At 36.0% G+C, this 18,698-nt stretch carries 12 protein-coding genes and 2 pseudogenes; 6 read left to right on the forward strand and 8 right to left on the reverse strand.

The features are described 5' to 3' along the window. Positions 1 to 107: 107 nt before the first annotated feature. Complete coding sequence (locus tag ABID39_RS05360; RefSeq protein ID WP_354186783.1) at positions 108 to 1,535, forward strand: pseudouridine synthase; 1,428 nt, start codon at positions 108 to 110, stop codon at positions 1,533 to 1,535. Continuing rightward, a complete protein-coding gene (gene rsmD, locus ABID39_RS05365) occupies positions 1,516 to 2,073 on the forward strand; it encodes a 16S rRNA (guanine(966)-N(2))-methyltransferase RsmD (RefSeq protein ID WP_354186817.1) in 558 nt (185 codons plus the stop codon). Before ABID39_RS05360 ends, rsmD begins: the two co-directional genes overlap by 20 nt. Before the next feature lie 988 nt (positions 2,074 to 3,061). On the opposite strand, the gene lldD is transcribed toward rsmD, so the two are convergent. Further along, a complete protein-coding gene (lldD, locus tag ABID39_RS05370) occupies positions 3,062 to 4,213 on the reverse strand; it encodes an FMN-dependent L-lactate dehydrogenase LldD (protein ID WP_354186785.1) in 1,152 nt (383 codons plus the stop codon). A gap of 1,313 nt (positions 4,214 to 5,526) precedes the next feature. Continuing rightward, positions 5,527 to 6,615 carry a 2'-deoxycytidine 5'-triphosphate deaminase gene (locus ABID39_RS05375; protein WP_354186819.1) on the reverse strand — a complete coding sequence of 363 codons (1,089 nt, stop codon included), beginning with the start codon at positions 6,613 to 6,615 and terminating at the stop codon, positions 5,527 to 5,529. A gap of 311 nt (positions 6,616 to 6,926) precedes the next feature. Between ABID39_RS05375 and mutL the strand changes: the two genes are divergently transcribed. Together mutL and ABID39_RS05385 are read left to right on the forward strand one after the other, a co-directional pair. Next, entirely contained in the window at positions 6,927 to 8,765 is a 1,839-nt protein-coding gene (gene mutL, locus ABID39_RS05380; RefSeq protein WP_354186821.1) for a DNA mismatch repair endonuclease MutL, read from the forward strand. Between the two features lie 117 nt (positions 8,766 to 8,882). Then, positions 8,883 to 9,110, forward strand: coding sequence for a DUF2093 domain-containing protein (locus tag ABID39_RS05385; protein WP_354186787.1), 228 nt, complete (start codon positions 8,883 to 8,885; stop codon positions 9,108 to 9,110). Positions 9,111 to 9,147: 37 nt separating this feature from the next. On the opposite strand, the gene lpxK is transcribed toward ABID39_RS05385, so the two are convergent. From lpxK to ABID39_RS07925, 6 genes and pseudogenes are all read right to left on the reverse strand, one after another. Beyond that, positions 9,148 to 10,167, reverse strand: coding sequence for a tetraacyldisaccharide 4'-kinase (lpxK, locus tag ABID39_RS05390; protein ID WP_354186789.1), 1,020 nt, complete (start codon positions 10,165 to 10,167; stop codon positions 9,148 to 9,150). Continuing rightward, positions 10,157 to 11,479: a lipid IV(A) 3-deoxy-D-manno-octulosonic acid transferase gene (waaA, locus tag ABID39_RS05395; protein ID WP_354186823.1), complete on the reverse strand. Its 1,323-nt coding sequence runs from the start codon at positions 11,477 to 11,479 to the stop codon at positions 10,157 to 10,159. The genes lpxK and waaA overlap by 11 nt, the downstream gene beginning before the upstream one ends. 954 nt (positions 11,480 to 12,433) lie before the next feature. Beyond that, positions 12,434 to 12,676, reverse strand: a complete 243-nt coding sequence (locus ABID39_RS05400) for a DUF4170 domain-containing protein (RefSeq protein ID WP_354186791.1) — start codon at positions 12,674 to 12,676, stop codon at positions 12,434 to 12,436. Between the two features lie 44 nt (positions 12,677 to 12,720). Continuing rightward, positions 12,721 to 13,524, reverse strand: coding sequence for a 3'(2'),5'-bisphosphate nucleotidase CysQ (locus tag ABID39_RS05405; RefSeq protein WP_354186793.1), 804 nt, complete (start codon positions 13,522 to 13,524; stop codon positions 12,721 to 12,723). After that, positions 13,511 to 14,842, reverse strand: coding sequence for a TldD/PmbA family protein (locus ABID39_RS05410; RefSeq protein WP_354186795.1), 1,332 nt, complete (start codon positions 14,840 to 14,842; stop codon positions 13,511 to 13,513). The genes ABID39_RS05405 and ABID39_RS05410 overlap by 14 nt, the downstream gene beginning before the upstream one ends. Positions 14,843 to 15,978: 1,136 nt before the next feature. Next, positions 15,979 to 16,049, reverse strand: a pseudogene (locus ABID39_RS07925) (DUF4102 domain-containing protein); the annotation flags it as partial. Between the two features lie 149 nt (positions 16,050 to 16,198). On the opposite strand from ABID39_RS07925, the gene ABID39_RS05415 reads away from it, so the two are divergent. Together ABID39_RS05415 and ABID39_RS05425 are read left to right on the forward strand one after the other, a co-directional pair. Beyond that, entirely contained in the window at positions 16,199 to 16,333 is a 135-nt protein-coding gene (locus ABID39_RS05415; RefSeq protein WP_354186797.1) for a hypothetical protein, read from the forward strand. Between the two features lie 745 nt (positions 16,334 to 17,078). Then, positions 17,079 to 18,048, forward strand: a pseudogene (locus ABID39_RS05425) (late control protein); the annotation flags it as partial. Between the last annotated feature and the right edge of the window lie 650 nt (positions 18,049 to 18,698).

Raw genomic sequence — 18,698 nt, forward strand, 5'->3', positions numbered from 1 at the left:
GCTAAAGGATAGAAAATGATTGTGTTACTCCCCTTTTTCAAGATAAGCGGGATAGTATGGGTAAATGATTTGCTGAACATAGTAGAAGAGATTGGTGTAAAGAGCAAATGAATGAAAACAGTGAAAGTGAGCGGATTGCCAAGAGACTAGCACGTGCTGGTGTTGCTTCGCGTCGTGATGCAGAAATGATGATTTTTGCAGGTCGTATTGTTGTTAATGGTAAAGTTGTGACAACGCCTGCTTTTAATGTTACTCGCTCTGATGTTATTAAAGTTGATGGTAAAACTTTGTCTCCTACGGAACGAACGCGATTATGGCTTTATCACAAGCCTGCAGGGCTTGTTACCACTAACCGTGATCCTGAAGGTAGACCAACGGTATTTAGTAATTTGCCGAAAGAAATGCCTCGTGTTCTTTCTGTGGGTAGACTTGACATAAACACGGAAGGGCTTTTACTGTTAACCAATGATGGTGGTTTAGCACGTGTATTAGAGCTTCCATTAACGGGATGGGTGCGTAAATATAGGGTTCGTGCTCATGGACGTGTAAAACAAGACGCGCTTGATAATCTTAAAAATGGCATAGCAATTGATGGTATTTTCTATGGTTCTATTGAAGCATCAATTGAACGTGAACAGGGGGCGAATATGTGGCTTTCTGTTGCTTTACGTGAAGGAAAAAATCGTGAAATAAAGAAAGTTTTGGGCGCATTAGGATTATCAATTAATCGTTTAATTCGTGTATCTTATGGTCCATTTCAACTCTCTGATTTAGAAGAAGGGGAGGTTCGTGAGATAAAAGGTCGGATGTTACGTGAGCAATTGGGTGAGCGTTTAATTATGCAAGCTAATGCAGATTTTGATTCTCCTATCCTTAAGCCTTTTTTAAATTCTAAGGTTATTGCGAAAAAACAAGATGATAAAGATTCTACTGTCGCAAATGATGGTTGGATTTTTTCAAGCGGAGGGAGTAAGCAGCACAAACAGAAAGGTGGTTCTGCTAAGCGTTTTCCAGCACAATTTGATACTAAATCTGATGAAAAATTTATGCACAAGGATCAAAATGAGAACGGAAAAGCAGAGCGTTCTTTGCCTCGTTCTCGCCGTTCTAATGTTTGGATGGCACCTGGTGCACGTCCGCAAAGTGCACGTAAGAATTCTTTCCACAGTAAGAATATTCCTCATGATCATAAGAGTGATTTAGCACATAATAAAAAGAGTGATTTAGCACATAAAAAGTCTATCCATAAAGATAAGAGAAAGCCATCAGAAGTTCCGTTGCGGGAAATCAGAGAGGTTGGTTTTGATCAAAAACGTGACCAAACATTTTCTGGTGAGGTACATATTTCTGGAAGGAAGGATCGTTTTTTCAAGAAAGGAGGAAAAGTTATGAAAGGCGATTATGATGAGCGTTCTTTTGAGAGTAAGCAAAGAGCGAAATCATTTAATGGTACTATGAAAAAATCTAAAGCGTATAGTGATGATACAAAAAAATCGAAGCGATTTGGAGGTTCTCGTGCGGATCATCGGCGGTAAATTTGCTGGGCGGGGTTTATTTACGCCTGTTGATCAGTCGATTCGTCCCACAAGTGATCGTGTACGCGAAAGCCTTTTTAATATTCTTACTAGTCGAGAACAACAATTTTGGGACAACAAACGTATTCTTGATCTTTTTGCTGGAACTGGTGCTTTAGGCATAGAGGCTTTATCTCGTGGTGCAAAGGCTGCTGTTTTTGTTGAAAATTCAGTTGAAGGACGTGGACTACTTCAAAAAAATATCGAAGCTTTTGATTTGCAGTCAATTGGGCGTATTTTGCGTCGTGATGCAACCAAGCTCGGCAATATTGGTACAATGATTCCATTTGATGTTATTTTTGCGGATCCTCCTTATGGGCATTGTTTGGGAGAACATGCTTTTGTAGAGGCTCTGAGAGGAGGGTGGGCAAAAGCTGATGCACTTTTTGTGCTTGAAGAAAAGAAAGAGGTAGTTATTCATTTACCTGATATATTTTACCTTGATGATGAACGTTTTTATGGCGAAACGGTAATACGTCTCTATAAGCTACGATTATAGCTTTAAGCTGGAAAAACTCGTTTTTATTCGATTAAGGGAAAGAAATTATTCTAGTTTTTATTCTTAATAGAGCAGTCATTTTGATTAAAAAACAGTCCTCTTTTAAACAATAAAAATTATAGAAAGTATTTTTGTATAATAAATATGCAACTTCTTATTCTCATGCATAATGCATTTGAAGATATATCAAATGGTTTAGATATTGCTTAATGCGCATTGCGATACTTTAACTTTAAAGAGAATATTTTTGAGATTATGAGTTTCAAGTATAAGAAGAAAAATGATAAGCAAGTTAGTGTAGAAAATATTATTGCTCTTTCAACGTCGTTTCTATTAAAAGGAGCTCTCTTTTGTCACTCTAAAGCTTGTTTTGAACGGTTATCGTAAAGAGTATAACATAAATACTTGCTGCACACCACCAGCCCTACTTGTGCAAAGTACAAAGTGATGTCATCATTCTATTTTTTACCTTCCAATGTTTTAGATAGCTTCCTGTATTGAGGACAATTTATAACTTTCTGCTTTTTAGAGTTGTTTTATTCTTAGATCGCTTTCATTTGTGAGAACAAGAAAATGGTCTTTGTTTTTTTGTGATAAAAAAGATTTGAAATAAAATAACCTTACTATATTCGAGTTTCTCATTTAACATATAAAATAATAATTTATCTTTATAAAACAATGTATTATACAAAATTTATCTTTAGCAACACTAGGTAGGGCAGCTTGTAGTGGAGGCAAAGTGAATATTTTAGAAAGTTATAAATCCAATTGAGAAAGTTTAACGAAAGCTATTTTAGCAATGAGATAATATATAAACACATAAAATTGAATCTAAAAATGTCTGTTAATTCAAAGCATTATAAATCCCAGCTAAAAAGCAGCATAAATTATTGAGGATGGAGAAAAACACGAGACATATAGAAATCTACTAAACTACACTTTTATAGCTTTCAACCTATGAGTTTGTCGTAATACAAAATATATTTCTTCATTGAATAAGAGCATCTGTAGTTGCTAAACTCTTACGTGTGATTTCTTTCATTGTGCGTACACCAGTTAATATCATGGCAACTCGCATTTCATTTGCAAAGAGATCGAGGAGATGCGCAACACCTTTCTCACCTGCTGCAGCAAGCGCATAAACAAAAGCACGACCAATCATAACGGCATCGGCACCTTGTGCTATCATGCGTACAACATCAAGCCCAGAACGAACACCGGAATCTGCTAAAATAGTTAAATCGCCTTTTACGGCTTCTGCAATTTTTGGCAATGCTTGTGCAGTTGACAGCACACCATCAAGTTGACGTCCCCCATGGTTGGAAACAACAATACCATCTGCGCCAAATTTTACGGCTTCTCGTGCATCTTCTGGGTCGAGAATACCTTTCAAAATCATTTTTCCCTTCCAAAAATCTCGAATCCATTGCAGATCTTGCCAACCAATTGATGGATCAAAATTTGCACCAAGCCAACCAACATAATCATCTAATGCAATTTTCTTTTTCAGATAGGCAGAAACATTTCCAAGATCATGTGGACGTCCCATAAGACCAACATTCCAAGCCCAATATGGATGGGTAAAAGCTTGTAAAATACGGCGTAATTTAGCATAAGGCCCAGACATTCCTGAATGTGCATCACGATAACGTGCACCAGGAACTGGCATATCAACTGTGAAAACTAAAGTACGCACACCAGATGTCCAAGAGCGCTCTAATGCATCACGCATGAAACCGCGATCTTTGAGAACATAAAGTTGAAACCAAAATGCATTTCCAACTGCTTTGTGCACTTCTGCAATAGAGCAAACTGAAACGGAGGATAGGGTAAAAGGAATACCTTTTGCAACAGCTGCTCGCGCAGCTTTTACTTCACCACGATGGGCATACATGCCTGTTAATCCAACAGGTGCGAGTACAATTGGTAAATCAAGTGTCTGATCAAAAAGTTTGGTTGAAAGATCAACTTCACCAATCTGCCTTAGAACCCTTTGACGTAGTGCAAGCTCTTGAAGATCTGTACAATTACGTCTCATTGTTTCCTCAGCATAGGCTCCTCCGTCGATATAGTGAAAAAGAAAAGGAGGAAGTCGACGGCTTGCTGCTTTGCGGTAATCAAATGTCGAGGAAATAATCATAATGGTACCATATTCTTAAATAAAAAGCGAAAATACTCTAAAATCAATCCCCGCGCGGCCTCTTTATTTAGACGTTTCTAAAAGACCTTCTATCCAGTAAATGTAGACAATTAAGATTGCAACTCAAAAAAAACACATTAATAGAAATAATATCTTTATTGTTATTTTTTCAGATTAAAAATCTAATGTCGCTGAGTTTTGATCAATAATCCACGAGCAAATGGGTTATGAATATGGAATCAAAAATCAAGAATTTAAGAGTGATAATTTTTTATAACTCGTGATTTCGGAAGATATTATTTTAGCTATATATCCCAATTTTAAAGCAATATCTCCTCTACGAACTGTCAAGATATCTCACATTACAATCCACAAAAGTCATACAGTTCGTTATTGAGTCTACCCCTATAAAGATGAAAGGATCATTCATAGAACAAAATTAGCTTTTCACATGATCTCGCACATGTCTTTGGAAATATTTTCTCTTGCATGTTTCCTATCATTAAAATGTATCACAATACATACTCTTTGACCTCATATGAAGAATTTAAGCGAATTTTAAATATGAGTATTTAGGAGCGGGAATATTTCATTTTGGATGAAGTAATTTTCTTATCATAAATAATTTAATTATATAGAACAGGTGTATAGCTTATATAAAATTGTCAAAAGGACATTTGCATTAAGAATGAGATATATTTTAAAAATATGATTAAAATCTCAATTCTTAAAAGCTAGAATAAGTTTAACAAAACTCATATTTCAATAAACGATCATTAATATTGATACCATTTTCAGTTATATGAATCACCTTACCAAAAACAATTATAATGATTTTAAACAAAGGGAGAGGACCACCAAGCCAATCTAGGGTTTATTTTCAATAAATATCTTAACGATAGGTGGTGCGTCTAGAAGATAAATTTTCATAAGCTCTTTCTTTCGTAACTTTTTCTGAAAGTAATTTATCTTCTAAATTTCTATTGGTACAGAATATGAATAATTAATTCTAACTCCCTGTAAAAATACAAATAAATTAAAACATGCAAGAGCAAGAAAATATAAACAAATATTACATAGAAAAAACTTTATCATGGAAATTTTACTTTTATATTTTTTTTCTGCAATGATATTTTGATACAAAATAAAAGATATGGTATTTTCATTTAAATTTTATAGAGCGAGTAGTAATGGATTTTGCATCTTCAGTTTGAGAAATGAATAAATTGATAGTGCAGGATGCGCATGAAAAACCGAAGAATTTCTTCCACTTGGATATTTTTCTCACACATGTTAGAGGTTATTGTTTGCCATCATTTAAAATGCTTAGAAAGTTTTAATTCTTGTGCTTGATAATGTGATCCAGAATCATGCCCATAAAGCGCTAATGGCCGATGAAGCATATGTTCATACATTAAACGGCCAATAATTTGACCATGTTCCAAAATAAACGGAACTTCATGGCTACGGACTTCCAAAACTGCTTTTGCTCCTTTTCCACTTGACTCTATATGCCCAAATCCTGGATCAAAAAAACCTGCATAATGCACCCTAAACTCTCCAACTAAAGGATCAAAAGGGGTCATTTCAGCTGCATAAAGCGGGGGAACATGAACAGTTTCTCGCGAAACTAAAATATAAAACTCATCAGGCTCAAGAATCAGTTCTCTTTGACCACAGTTAAAAAGAGGTTCCCAAAAATCTAAAACATGAGCAACTGCACGCTTATCAATATCAATGACACTTGCATAACGTTTACCACGATAGCCTACAAGCCCATTTTCATCTCCTTTCAAATTAACGGAAAGACCAATACCACCTGCGCTAATGTTAGGCTGATCATCTGATATCAGTGTTTCATTCATATGCAAAGCATACAGCTCAGTTTCATTTAAATAACTGTATCCCTTGCGAAACCGAAGCTGAGATAAACGTGAACCTGTGCGCACCAAAATCGGAAACGTCCGTGGGCTAATTTCAAGATAAAGTGGACCATGATAACCAGCACAAATCTTATCAAACTCCTGAGCATTATCAGTAATCACACGTGTAAAAATATCCAATCGTCCGGTAGAACTTTTAGGATTAGAGACTGCGGATAAAATTTCTGGTAAAGCTAAATTTTCCAAGAGAGGAACGATATAAACACAACCTGTTTCCAAGACAGCTCCGTCTCGTAAATTAAATTCATGTAACTTCAACCGTTCGAGTTTATCTAAAATTTTTACATCTGTCCCTGGCATAAAGGAAGCACGGATACGATAAGCTTTCTCTCCCAAACGAAGATCAAGACTTGCGGGTTGTATTTGGTTTGTATCAAATGGCCAAAAAGCTTTAAGAACGCCATTATTAATTAAAGCTTGTATATCACTATCTGCCAAAATACCGCTTACACGCGCCATTTTTTTGCCTTCCATTTCCATTTCGTTTCTTTTTTTGCTCAGATAATGAATTGATGCAAGTTATTTTAAAGAAATAAAAATAATTCTTTTCTGATTTTATCAATTAGTGAGCTGCTACAATTTATATGAGTTATATGAAAATTCTGCAAACAATGAATAAAGCACTTGGTACAAACATTCTCTGAAAGTAAATAGTCTTTAATTTTGAAAGAACATTTCCTCTGCAGTTATCATTCTTGAATATCGAGCAAATAATGCTATCATGAATGAGAGTTTTTATATAATCTGCAAAAAAGCTGTTAGAATTTATGATGATTATACGCCATCTCAGCGAAAATATTATTAATCAAATTGCTGCTGGTGAAGTGATTGAACGGCCAGCAAATGTTGTCAAAGAACTTATTGAAAATGCCATTGATGCTGGAGCAACCCGAATTGAGATTGTTACAGCAAACGGTGGAAAAAACTTTATAAAAGTAAGTGATAATGGCTGTGGTATTCCTGCAGATCAGTTAGCCTTAGCAGTTTCTCGCCATTGTACTTCGAAAATTACCGATGATGTACACAATATTTGCTTCCTTGGTTTCCGAGGAGAAGCTTTACCCTCTATTGGCTCTGTTGCTAAGCTCAAATTAACTTCACGAACACAAAATGCGGAGAATGCTGCTGAAATTATCGTTACAGCAGGAAAAATTGTTGGTCCCAAACCAGCTGCTGCAAATCCTGGGACGATTGTTGAAGTTCGTGACCTTTTTTTTGTTACTCCAGCACGGCTAAAATTTATGAAAACTGACCGCGCTGAAATGAATGCCATAACTGATATGGTTAAACGAATTGCAATTGCATTTCCGCATATCCGTTTTTCTCTTTCAGGACCAGATAGAACATCTATGGAATTCTCTGCTACGGAAAATAACATTCAAGGGCAATTACAACGTATTACTCAAGTTATGGGTAAAGAATTTGCTCCTAACAGTATTGCACTTAATGCTGAGCGCGAATCAGTTCGTTTGACTGGATTTGCTTGTTTGCCATCCTTCAACCGCAGCAATAGCCTTCACCAATTTGCTTATGTTAATGGGCGCCCAGTGCGTGATAAGTTTCTCTGGGGAGCAATTCGAGCAGCCTATGCCGATGTTATGACGCGGGATCGTTATCCTGTGTCTATTCTTTTTATTGATTTGCCTCCTTCTGATGTAGATGTGAATGTCCACCCAGCTAAAGCAGATATACGTTTTCGTGATTCAGGATTAATTCGCGGCTTAATCGTTGGAGCCATTCGTGAAGCATTGCACAAAATGGGAATTCGTTCTACCTCAACGCGTTCTGAAGCAATGTTGTCTGCATTTCAAATACAGCAGCCTTTAAATAGTTTTAAAAACACGCATCCGTTTTCTTCTTACACTCCACAGTTTCACCATTCTGTATCCACATCAATGTTTCATAAACCGTTAGATACTGCCAGTTCTTTTGGTTTAAAAGAAAATGCACTTCCTCTCATGGAGGGCTTAGACACCCCAAGCGGTGATGCTTACATTTCAAACACGCCATCTTCATCAGACGAGTTATCTTATCCATTAGGAGCTGCTAGAGCGCAAATTCATAAAAACTACATTATTGCACAAACCCAAGATAGTTTGATTATCGTTGATCAGCATGCTGCTCATGAACGATTAGTTTATGAGGCTCTCAAGAATGCACTTTATTCTAAACCACTTCCTTCACAATTGTTGCTTATCCCTGAAATTGTAGAACTTTCTGAAGAAGATACAACTTGCCTTTTAACACATAAGGATGCTTTGCAGAAATTTGGTTTGGGAATAGAACCATTTGGACCTGGCGCAATTGTTGTGCGCGAAACCCCATCTATGTTAGGAGAGATAAATGTACAAGCTCTCATTAAAGATCTTGCAGATGAGGCTGCTGAATATGATACGACAGATAATTTAAAGGCAATGCTTGATTATGTTGCAGCGACTATGGCTTGTCATGGCTCCATACGATCGGGACGTCTTTTACGCCCTGAAGAAATGAATGCATTGTTACGGCAGATGGAAGCAACACCTAACACAGGAACGTGTAATCATGGCCGTCCTACTTATATTGAACTCAAATTGGTTGATATAGAGAAGCTTTTTGGTAGAAAGTAAATTGGCTACGTATTTTTTGTGCAAGAAAGAGATATTTTTTTTATTCTCTACTTTATAAGGTATCCTATGGCACTTTATTTGATAATCTCTCATCAAAACAGAAAGGGAGTATAAAACATGTTTTCTGGTGATGAACGTGAAGCAAAAATTCATTATTCCAATAATGGATATAAAGTCATAGAATATGGAACTTATACTCTTTGTGCTGTCAGTGGGCAAAAAATTCCAATAGATGATTTAAAATACTGGAATCATCATCGCCAAGAAGCATATGCGAGTTGTGAAATATCCTATCATCGCGAACTTGAGTGCAATCCTTATCTGAGCCGGTTGTTAAAAACATAGAAAAAGTGATGAGTTAAAAGTTATTCATTTATTTTTTTTAAAGAAGAGGCTTGCGTTCTTTAAAACGGGTCATGACCTCATCTAGAAGTATACGGCAAAAATCTTTTTGAGAAAAATCGACTTTAACGTCAAATACAATAAGATTTTTTAAATCTTTTTGCACACTGCTTTTTTGTATACGTACATAATCCTTAGCGGTTGTAGCCAGCCATAAGTTTTGCATTTTAGCTTTTTGTACAAGATTTTTTAAATCTGTATCAGAAAAAAAATAGTGGTCAGGATAAGAGTAAGTTTGCTCGACATGACCAGAAAGTTCTTTGATAGATTTAAAAAATTTATTTGGGTTTCCAATACCTGCAAATGCCAAAAATGATTTTCCTGCAACTTTATCAGACGCGAATGGTTGAAGGTGCGCTTGATGCAAAGTTTTTCCGGCACGTGTGACAAGAAAATGAATTTTATCATGTGCATCTGAATGACCAATCAACAAAACACTATCTGTGAAAGAAAGCTGTGTTTTTAACGGTACACGCAAAGGTCCCGCTGGGAAAACAGCTCTATTACCAAAACCACGCATCGCATCAACAACAAGCAATGCATAATCCATATAAAGACGACGGCTTTGAAATCCATCATCCATCAAAATAAGATTACATCCTTCTTGCTTGAGTTGTTGTGCTGCTGCATAACGATCAACTGATATTGCAACAAAAGCATGTCGTGCCAGAAGAAGCGCTTCATCTCCAATGTAGCGCACATTGTCATGTTTTTCATTTACAAGATGCACTCCTTTAACCGATCCACCATAACCGCGCGAGACAATGCCAGGAACAAAACCAAGCTCTTTAGCGACTTGAGCAAAAGCAATGACAACAGGTGTTTTACCAGCACCACCACATGTAAAATTTCCAATGCACAAAACCGGAAGGTCAATAATAGGGGGCTGTTTTACCATACGGCGATGTGAAAAATAACCATATCCCCAAGCAGCTGGAGTTAACAAAATACGTAAAAAACTTTTATTTCTCCACCAAAAATGCGGCGTGTTAATGTGCATATCCATCTCGATATTGGCTTAAACCTGTTTCTATGATAAGAGGTTGCAGAAATGGATCAAGAACCTTTAATGTACGTTCGAGTGCACCTGCCATACCCGTTGCAGTTTCATAGGCTCTATTAACCATTTCTTGTCGCAATATTTCATTCGTTAAGAGCTTGTACACTTGAATAGCGAGTTGTTTCGTGTTTTGAATCATACAGGCCGCATCATCTGTTAAGAATTGTTCAAACATTCCTTGAAAATTTGAAACATGGGGTCCCGTTAAAATAGCTGAGCCAAGCAAAGCCAATTCCAATGGATTGTGTCCACCTTTTCCACATAATGATTTTCCGATGAAAGAAACTTTCGATAAACGAAGAAAAAGCCCCATTTCTCCAATCGTATCACCCCACAAAATATCCGTATTTGCATTTGGAACAGCATTGCTACTTCTACGGATAAAACGCAAATTTTGATTGTTGCATTTTTTGATAAGATCTTCTAAACGTTCAGGGTGACGAGGCACAATAATTGTTAATAAATTTGGCAAATAATTTTTAAGAATTTTGTGAACCTCAAAAACAATTTCCTCTTCTCCTTCATGAGTTGAAATAGCTGCCCAAACGGGGCGATTGCCAATGGCATTGCTGTAATATGCAAACAATTCTCGATTTTCACTTGGTAAAACATCAGCCTTAAGATTACCAGAAAACGCAACAGATTTTACTCCAAGTGCTTGATAATAAGTGACATCTCTTTCGTTTTGACCAATAGCCAAGTCAATATGTTGAAAAATATGTTTGGCAAGAACGTGCCATCTTTGCCATGCTTTAAAAGAACGCTCAGACATATGGGCATTAACCAAAATCTGCGGAATACGCATTTTAGCAAGTTCTTTAATACGTAAAGGCCAAATTTCTGATTCACAAGTCAGTACTAAATTAGGTTTCCAATAACTTACAAAATGTCGCACTGCCAAATCTAAATCCAATGGGGCATATTGATGAATTAATTGATTCCCAAAGTGTTTTTTTACAAGGGAAGAAGAAGTTACAGTACATGTTGTTAATAATATATTGATTTTCAATGATAAAATGTAATTTATTAAAGGAACAAGAGCAAGCGTTTCTCCAACACTTGCAGCATGTATCCAAATAAGAGGGCTTTGGGGCCGTACTATATGGCTTTTACCTAAACGCTCTTTTTGGCGTCCTCGTTCTTCTTTTCCACGGAGAGTACGAACAAACAAATAAAAAGGTATAATAGGACGTAAGCAAAAACCAATCGTTCGATAAATTAAAAAAGCTGAGCGTGCTTTTAGTTCCATGATTAAAACCACCTTATCCACCTGCTTTTAAGATGTTTATAGCTTGTTTCTTAAACGATACCTTACCTCTGTTCATTGCGTTCATTTTTTCATGAATAGCAAAATAATCTTTCGTATTCTATGCAATAAAAGCGTGTTACTTACGAGAAGATTGTAGGGAAGCACAATCGTAGTTTATCTCATGTTTCAACTCTTTTCCATGAGAATGTATGTACACAAAGTACGATAGGATAGGTAAATAATTTATCTCATAAAACAATTTTTTCTTATTCTACGCGCTTTAATATCTAAAATTATAATATTTTTTGTTAGATTCAAGAGCATTGTGAGTATTACAAGCTCTTATATGGATCGTTATACAGATAAGATATTTTCTTGTTCCTTTAAATGATACATCAACTTAAACGCTCACTTTTTACAAATTATGCATTTATTTTGCATGAGAAAAAGGAAAAAACATAACAGCAATTTTTCACTTTGAGAACAAAGAAAAGACTTTAGTCTTATCTATTACAATCTTTATAAGAATAATTTATCATTTCACATGTTTGGTAATAATTTCAGGATATGGTAAAGTGCTCTCATTTCAAGCTCTTTCATTCTTTTATATTAAATCAGAAAAACATCTGATTACACGTTATAAGAAGGATTGGCATGTGAATAAAATCGTTTAAAAAAGAAATAAAATGCCTCTCATGAACCATCTTAAGGTGATAGAAAGAGAGATATAAACACACTGCATTTTTTAAACATTATTGAGGCTTTTTAATTATTATTATTTTCAATAAATAAAACGCAAACAATCCATTTCAACAACAATAAGCTTTAGAAATCATATTTTGTTAGGAACATTGATTGTCTTAATTTTTTACTACTTTTAAAATACTAAATTCAAAAAAATTGGATACTGTTCCATTTTCCTCATTCAAGAGGCAATGATCAAATATCCAAATTTTATTATGTATCGCTTATGTCAGTATCAAGAAATTGTTGCAAGTCTATGAGGTAATAACGTTGTAATGCATTATCTACACTACTTTGTGCTTTTGCTTGCCATGCTTCTTTAGCCGATTGGTAATCTGGAAAAATACCAACAACATCTAAAGCATTAATATTTTTAAATTGATTACTTTTAAGATTTTTTAACTCCCCACCAAAGACAAGATGCAAACATTGTTTTTTTTCGTTGGTTTCAATCATATGTATCTCCATAATTAAGAAATTTGAGTATATTTATTATGCGATTAAACTAACTTCGTTTGACGAACAATATCTATCATGTTTTGACAGCAATTATTTTTTCCAGCAATTAACAACCCATATTGATAAGATTCAATCCCGTAAGATATCAAAGAGGCATCAAGTGGTAAAAGATATCCTCCACATTCCTGTAAAATGAGATCAGCAGCAGCAATATCCCACGCATGAGAATTTGGGCGAACCAATACGATATCAATTTCACCTTGAGAAACAAGAACAATACGATAGGCAAGAGATGGAATGTAGGGGTAAAAATTGACTTGATTGCGAAAATCATCCGGCAGTTTTTGAGCGAGGGATTTATCAATTGAAACTTTGTATTTTCTATTAATTTGAGAGGGCAAAAGGGGCATTTTTATACCATTTAATGTTGCTCCTCCATTAGTAACGGCTGCATAGATCTCTCTTTGAGCGGGACATTGCACAACACCCACAATCGGGCGTCCATTTTCGATAATAGCAACTGAAATACACCAATAGGTACTACCAGAAAGAAAACCACGCGTTCCATCAATAGGATCAACTACAAAGTAGCGTTCATAGATTCCTTGCTCTCGATCATCCTTTGTTTCTTCTGAAATCCATCCATAATTTGGGCGAGCTCTCATAAGCCTTTCCTTCAAAAAGCGATCAACGGCAAAATCTGCTTCACTGACTGGTGAGTTACCTTCTTTGAACCAAACGTCCAATGCACATCCAAAATACTTCATGGCTAAATCTCCTGCTCCTCGACAAACATCAAGCAAAAGGTTTAAGTCAGAAGAATGATGCGTGCTATTTTCCTGCAAGTGTCATTCCTTCAATTAATAATGTTGGAGCTGCTGTACTATAACGCCGATCAATATTATTTGCAGGTGTTAAATGCGCCAACATATGGAGCAAATCAGAGCCCAATGTTACTTCGCTTACTGGATAAGTAATTTCGCCATTTTCAATCCAAAAACCAGAAGCACCACGACTATACTGTCCCGTAACAAAATCGATACCATGTCCGAATAATTCTGTGACGTAAAATCCACTTTGCAAATCTTTTATCATATCGTGAGGCGATACGAAACCCGGTTCAATAGCAAAATTAGTGCTAGATGGCTGAACAAGTGATGCTGAACGCACCCCGTGACCATTGGTTTTAAGTCCCAATTCACGTGCTGAAGATGATGAAAGAAGCCAGTTTTTTAAAATACCATTTTCAATGATATGCAATGTTTGCCCTTCTACTCCTTCTCCATCAAAAGGACGAGAAGCATTCCCACGCAATCGTAAAGGTTGATCGGTCACATTAACATCCTGTTTCATTACCGCTTTTCCTAAGAGACTTTGTAAAAGACTTGTTTTGCGAGTCACAGATGCTCCATTCACCATACATGCGATATGCCCAGCAATACCGCGAGCTGTACGCGGATCAAAGACAACATCAACACTTCCTGTAGCAGCACGAATTGCCCCTAAACGTCGAACGGCTCTAACACCTGCATTTTTCCCTACAGTTTCTGCTGATTCTAGATCAGAAAAATGTAATGCAGTTGTATAATCATAATCCCGCTCCATTGCTGTTCCTTCACCAGCTAGGGCACTACAAGAACGTGAAAAATAACTGGAGCGATAGGCTCCACAAAAACCATCACTGGTTACAAGAACAAATTCACTATGACCATAAGCTGTTGCTGCTCCTCCAGAATTGCTAACGCCTTTAACATCAAGGGCTGCAGCTTCTATTTTTAAAGCATCTTCTGTTAAGAAATGATTGTGTGGAATAAAATCATCAAAAAGATCAAGATCTTTAGGATGCTTAACTAAAGATTCTTTATCTGCCAAACCTTCAAATAAACTGTCAGGAGAGGTTTTTGCCATCGCAATAGCACGTTCCGCAAGTTCTTGCGGATAAGCTGCTAAATTAGCAGAAACACTTGCTACTTTTTTACCAACAAAAACTCTTAACGTAAAGTCATTACTTTCTGAAGCTTCTGTCGATTCCACTTTTCCAAAACGAACTGATACATTCGTGGAGTGTGAATGAATAATAACAGCATCGGCAGCATCTGCTCCAGAACGTTTTGCCGATTCAATTAATGAAGCGGCTTTATCAATCTGGTTTTTATCGGTCATTATAGACTCCTTTAATATTCATCATTCATATGAACAAGCACTTTGATAAATTGGTAATGTCGCTCTTGTATGTTCATCGATAAAAAAATATGCGTCATTTATGCATTTTTTTCCTCAATGAACTAAGCAATTTCCTTTTTATCTTCTTTTCAAAAAGGTGCAATATATTATCAATTTTTTAGCACAAACCATTACAATTCAATGTGTGTTTTTGTACAAATAAAATCCGCATTCATGACCAAATCAAACAGGAGCTTTTATGGGAATACTTGTCTTTGACTCAAATTTTCAAACACTCTCATAACAAGCATTTTAGTAATTGGAAGATGTCTTACATAATAAGCTCTCAATTATGAAGGACTAAAATCTATCTTCATATCGTCTTTCCTATGACATTCTTTGCTTTTCATAAAATCATAAGAAGAGCCTTTCTATAATAACTTCTAAGTTTATAAGCTTTTTTCTCATGAATGTGATGATCTTTTGAATAAAACAAACCGTAGACGGTGTAAAAAATAGCTTCTTTTTCTATAATTTCACTGAGATAAACACCTACAATTTTTTTGAACTGAGCATGCATGTGAGCATGTATGATATTGTCGCGGGTACTTGTTTTTATATCTATTCAAAACAAGTTATAATCATAACACTCTATCAAACAGAGCCAATGAAATTTCGTGGAGATTAGCTTGGGAGAGAGCCATTGAGAGGAAAAAAATGAGGCGTAGAGAGCAGTTAGTTTCTTGCAGATCCAGTAAACAATCTTGGAAGAAATAGCTTACACTTTACATTACAAGAGTGTAATCTTTTTCAGGTAAAAAGCAATATTTGAAAAAAACGATCGTACAAAAGTTTTGTTCTTTGAGGTAATATTAATGAGGCAATATTAATATTGTTTTTATAAATTGTTTATAGTGTTCTATTGCCTTTAAAAACGATTTTATAAGAGTATTTCAAAGAAAATTTCTGCTCGTAATTTATGAGGGAGAAAATGCTTTTTTGACTGATAGTGTCAGACTTATAGTTTTGGTTGGTTTTATGCATTTTATTGCCAATGACAATTGTAAAACAATGGGCAATGTATGAAGCAAGAGTTTCACGAAAATAAGGAAGCATCTCACGCTTATGAAGTAACAAGCCCCATCATTATATTTTCCAGCTCCCAATGTTGCGACAGCCCGTGTATTAAGAGGTTCATAAGGGCCATTTTTAGTCCTTTCTTATACAAATTTTATTCACACGCTCATCCCGCTTGTAATGTGCAAGCGAATGATTTTGTTTGATCCAATATAAACAGGTTTGGAATGAGAGAATCTTACGTTATTCGAAACTCTCATTCAACATACAAAACAGTGAATGATTATTATAAATCAATATGTTGTACGATTGATTGATCGATCTTTGTCAAGACAAAGAAGGCAAGCAAGCACTTGCGTGTTACAAAATTTGCCAAAGGCACTGCATGTTAAGGCGCGTGATGGAAAGGAATAGAATAAAAATTCCAAAACCATTTCAAAAGCCTTCTCTGTCAATAAGGGAGTTATGCGATTGATTATGAACATGAGGAGTAACATCCTCGTGCGAGAAATGGTTTAGAAGCACCGACGGAATAGCTGGATTTAATAACTCGCACAGCGTGATGGTGCAATTTGGTGGCGTGTGAAATAGACTACTTTTCTTCTCAAAAAATTCTGTTACCTCTCTATGGCAATGATACCAAAACCATTCATAGGGTTTGGTTTTAAGAAGAACTTAGTGATTGTGTGGCAATCGATGCTCTCACAAGAACCATTCGAAGAGCTAAAACCGTTCAGATAATCTATTAGATCAACGATTATACCTATAGTGCTTCTCATGCTTGGAACCTGTGCTGATCATCAGTATCAGTCAAAATCATCACTTTATCAGCCGCTCTGGGCAATTACAGCGTATTAGCTATTCTATCAGTCTTTTACCCTTTTTTGAAGGGCAAAAACCTAAGGATATTTTCAATGAAGATACCAGAAAAACACCTTATTGTAGAGCTAGAGGATATGAGATCTGAATCTCGTTTGTTATCAACACGGAATGGTTGTTTTAGGAGACTGTGTGTAAGTTAGATTATTTAAAATCCATTTTGAAAGCAAACCCAGATATTGCCGAATATGGTGCTTTTTTTCTCAAGATTTAAGAGTCACTTTGCTTAAATTGAGAGCTCTTGATCAAAAAAGTATGACAAAGTGGTTATGGGATTAATGTGGGTACCTCCCTTTATATAGTCAAAGTGGAGGATAAATCTGTTCATGAGGTTTTCTATCTGTATCTTTTAAGTACAGCTATTATTGATCATGCAGGCAATGAAGCCAATAGTTTTTGAGACAGAGCTTGATGATAGCAGAAATAATTTATACATTCCGCAAGGTAACAGTGATTTGCAAGTCATTTTTGGCTATAAGAACAGCATCACTGCTTCAATAAGTTTTTTATTGTTGAATCAGTTGTGAGTTTAGTCCGCAGTGATGGGGAGATATTACGTTTTTGCGGCAAAAGCACTTCGATGCGCCAAAAAATCAAAGAATAAAGCAGCGAACATTTTGGACATCAATTGGTGAGGCACATTGTTGAGATACTTGTCAAGCGCCATAGTTATCAAGAAAAAATCAGCCAAGAACTTTCTAAACAAACTTTTCTTTATAGTTGTGTGCACCGATCAATAGACTATTGATTTTTTAATCCGCTGCGCTGATCGGATACGGGCACGTTTTTTGATCAAGGATAAGAAGTTTTTGTTTTTGTGATAAGACAGTTTATTAGTGCTTAATGTCTTTAAAGACGACCGTTTCAGCTTGGACTTTACACTGGGGTTGTAGACCCAATATAGTGCAGTAAAAGCTCGTTATTTTGATTGCTCCCAAGGGCAACAGCCAGCAGTCAAGCTATTAACAAGCTTCACACGGGATTTACGCTGTTGCTACCCATGCAGAGAGGAAGCGTTAGCAGCATCGGAATCAGACAGGTTTTGTTGTGGCATGGGCAGTAATTTTTTATCCCTAGAGGGGTGCCTAGAGATTATGGCGGATCAACCTTTTCTGTTGCAAGGTTTTCGGATAGAAATCAATGGGGCATGGAAATCTGCTATCCGTTATCCATCGTTATGAAAAGCAAAGCGTATAACCACAGAAATCACACTAGAAGCACCAAGCGAGGAAAAAGAAATACAGGACAATCTTTATAGATCTATTGAAATTCTCAATCTCGAGTTGTCAGGAGGTTCAATGTTTACTAATGCAAGATTCAAAGACTCTTACAGATTTAGAGCGTGCGTTTCGTTTTTTATATCTGCAGTGGTTGAGTTTTGTAGAGACAGCTAGTCAGACGTATCTTTGGGGTTGATGTAAGCCGTAGTGAGCGGTTTAATCCTTTCAAACTCGAAGATTTATTAAAGTTTACTATTTAGCAGGAATTACCCTTAAAAACTTAAACTTGTATGACTTTATCAAGAGCTGTGGTCGCTTCAATGTCTTATTTTGATCTTACTCTATTGGGGCGTTGAGGATTATTACGGCAAGGATTTATTTAATCGGGAGGATTATTCAGACAATGGTTATGTTTCTAGCAAATTAAAAAGGAAAGTTCCTTCTTTTTCCTAATGAAGTGCTAGAGATTCGATAAACTTTTTATTGGTTTCGACTAAAAGAGGTCAGCACCTCTTTATACATGTGATTCAAACAATGCGATTTGTGCTCAAGAATTGCTCATTTCAAATTACGATTTTTAGAAAAAAGCAAACAGTGAAAAAGGATCTTTAAATGATTTATGAAAGGTCTTTGAAGATTCTTTGAGGTTCCTTTGCAACCTCTTCAAAATTCTGTGAAAA

It is taken from the genome of Bartonella japonica (genome assembly GCF_040545385.1).
Lineage (GTDB): Bacteria > Pseudomonadota > Alphaproteobacteria > Rhizobiales > Rhizobiaceae > Bartonella > Bartonella japonica.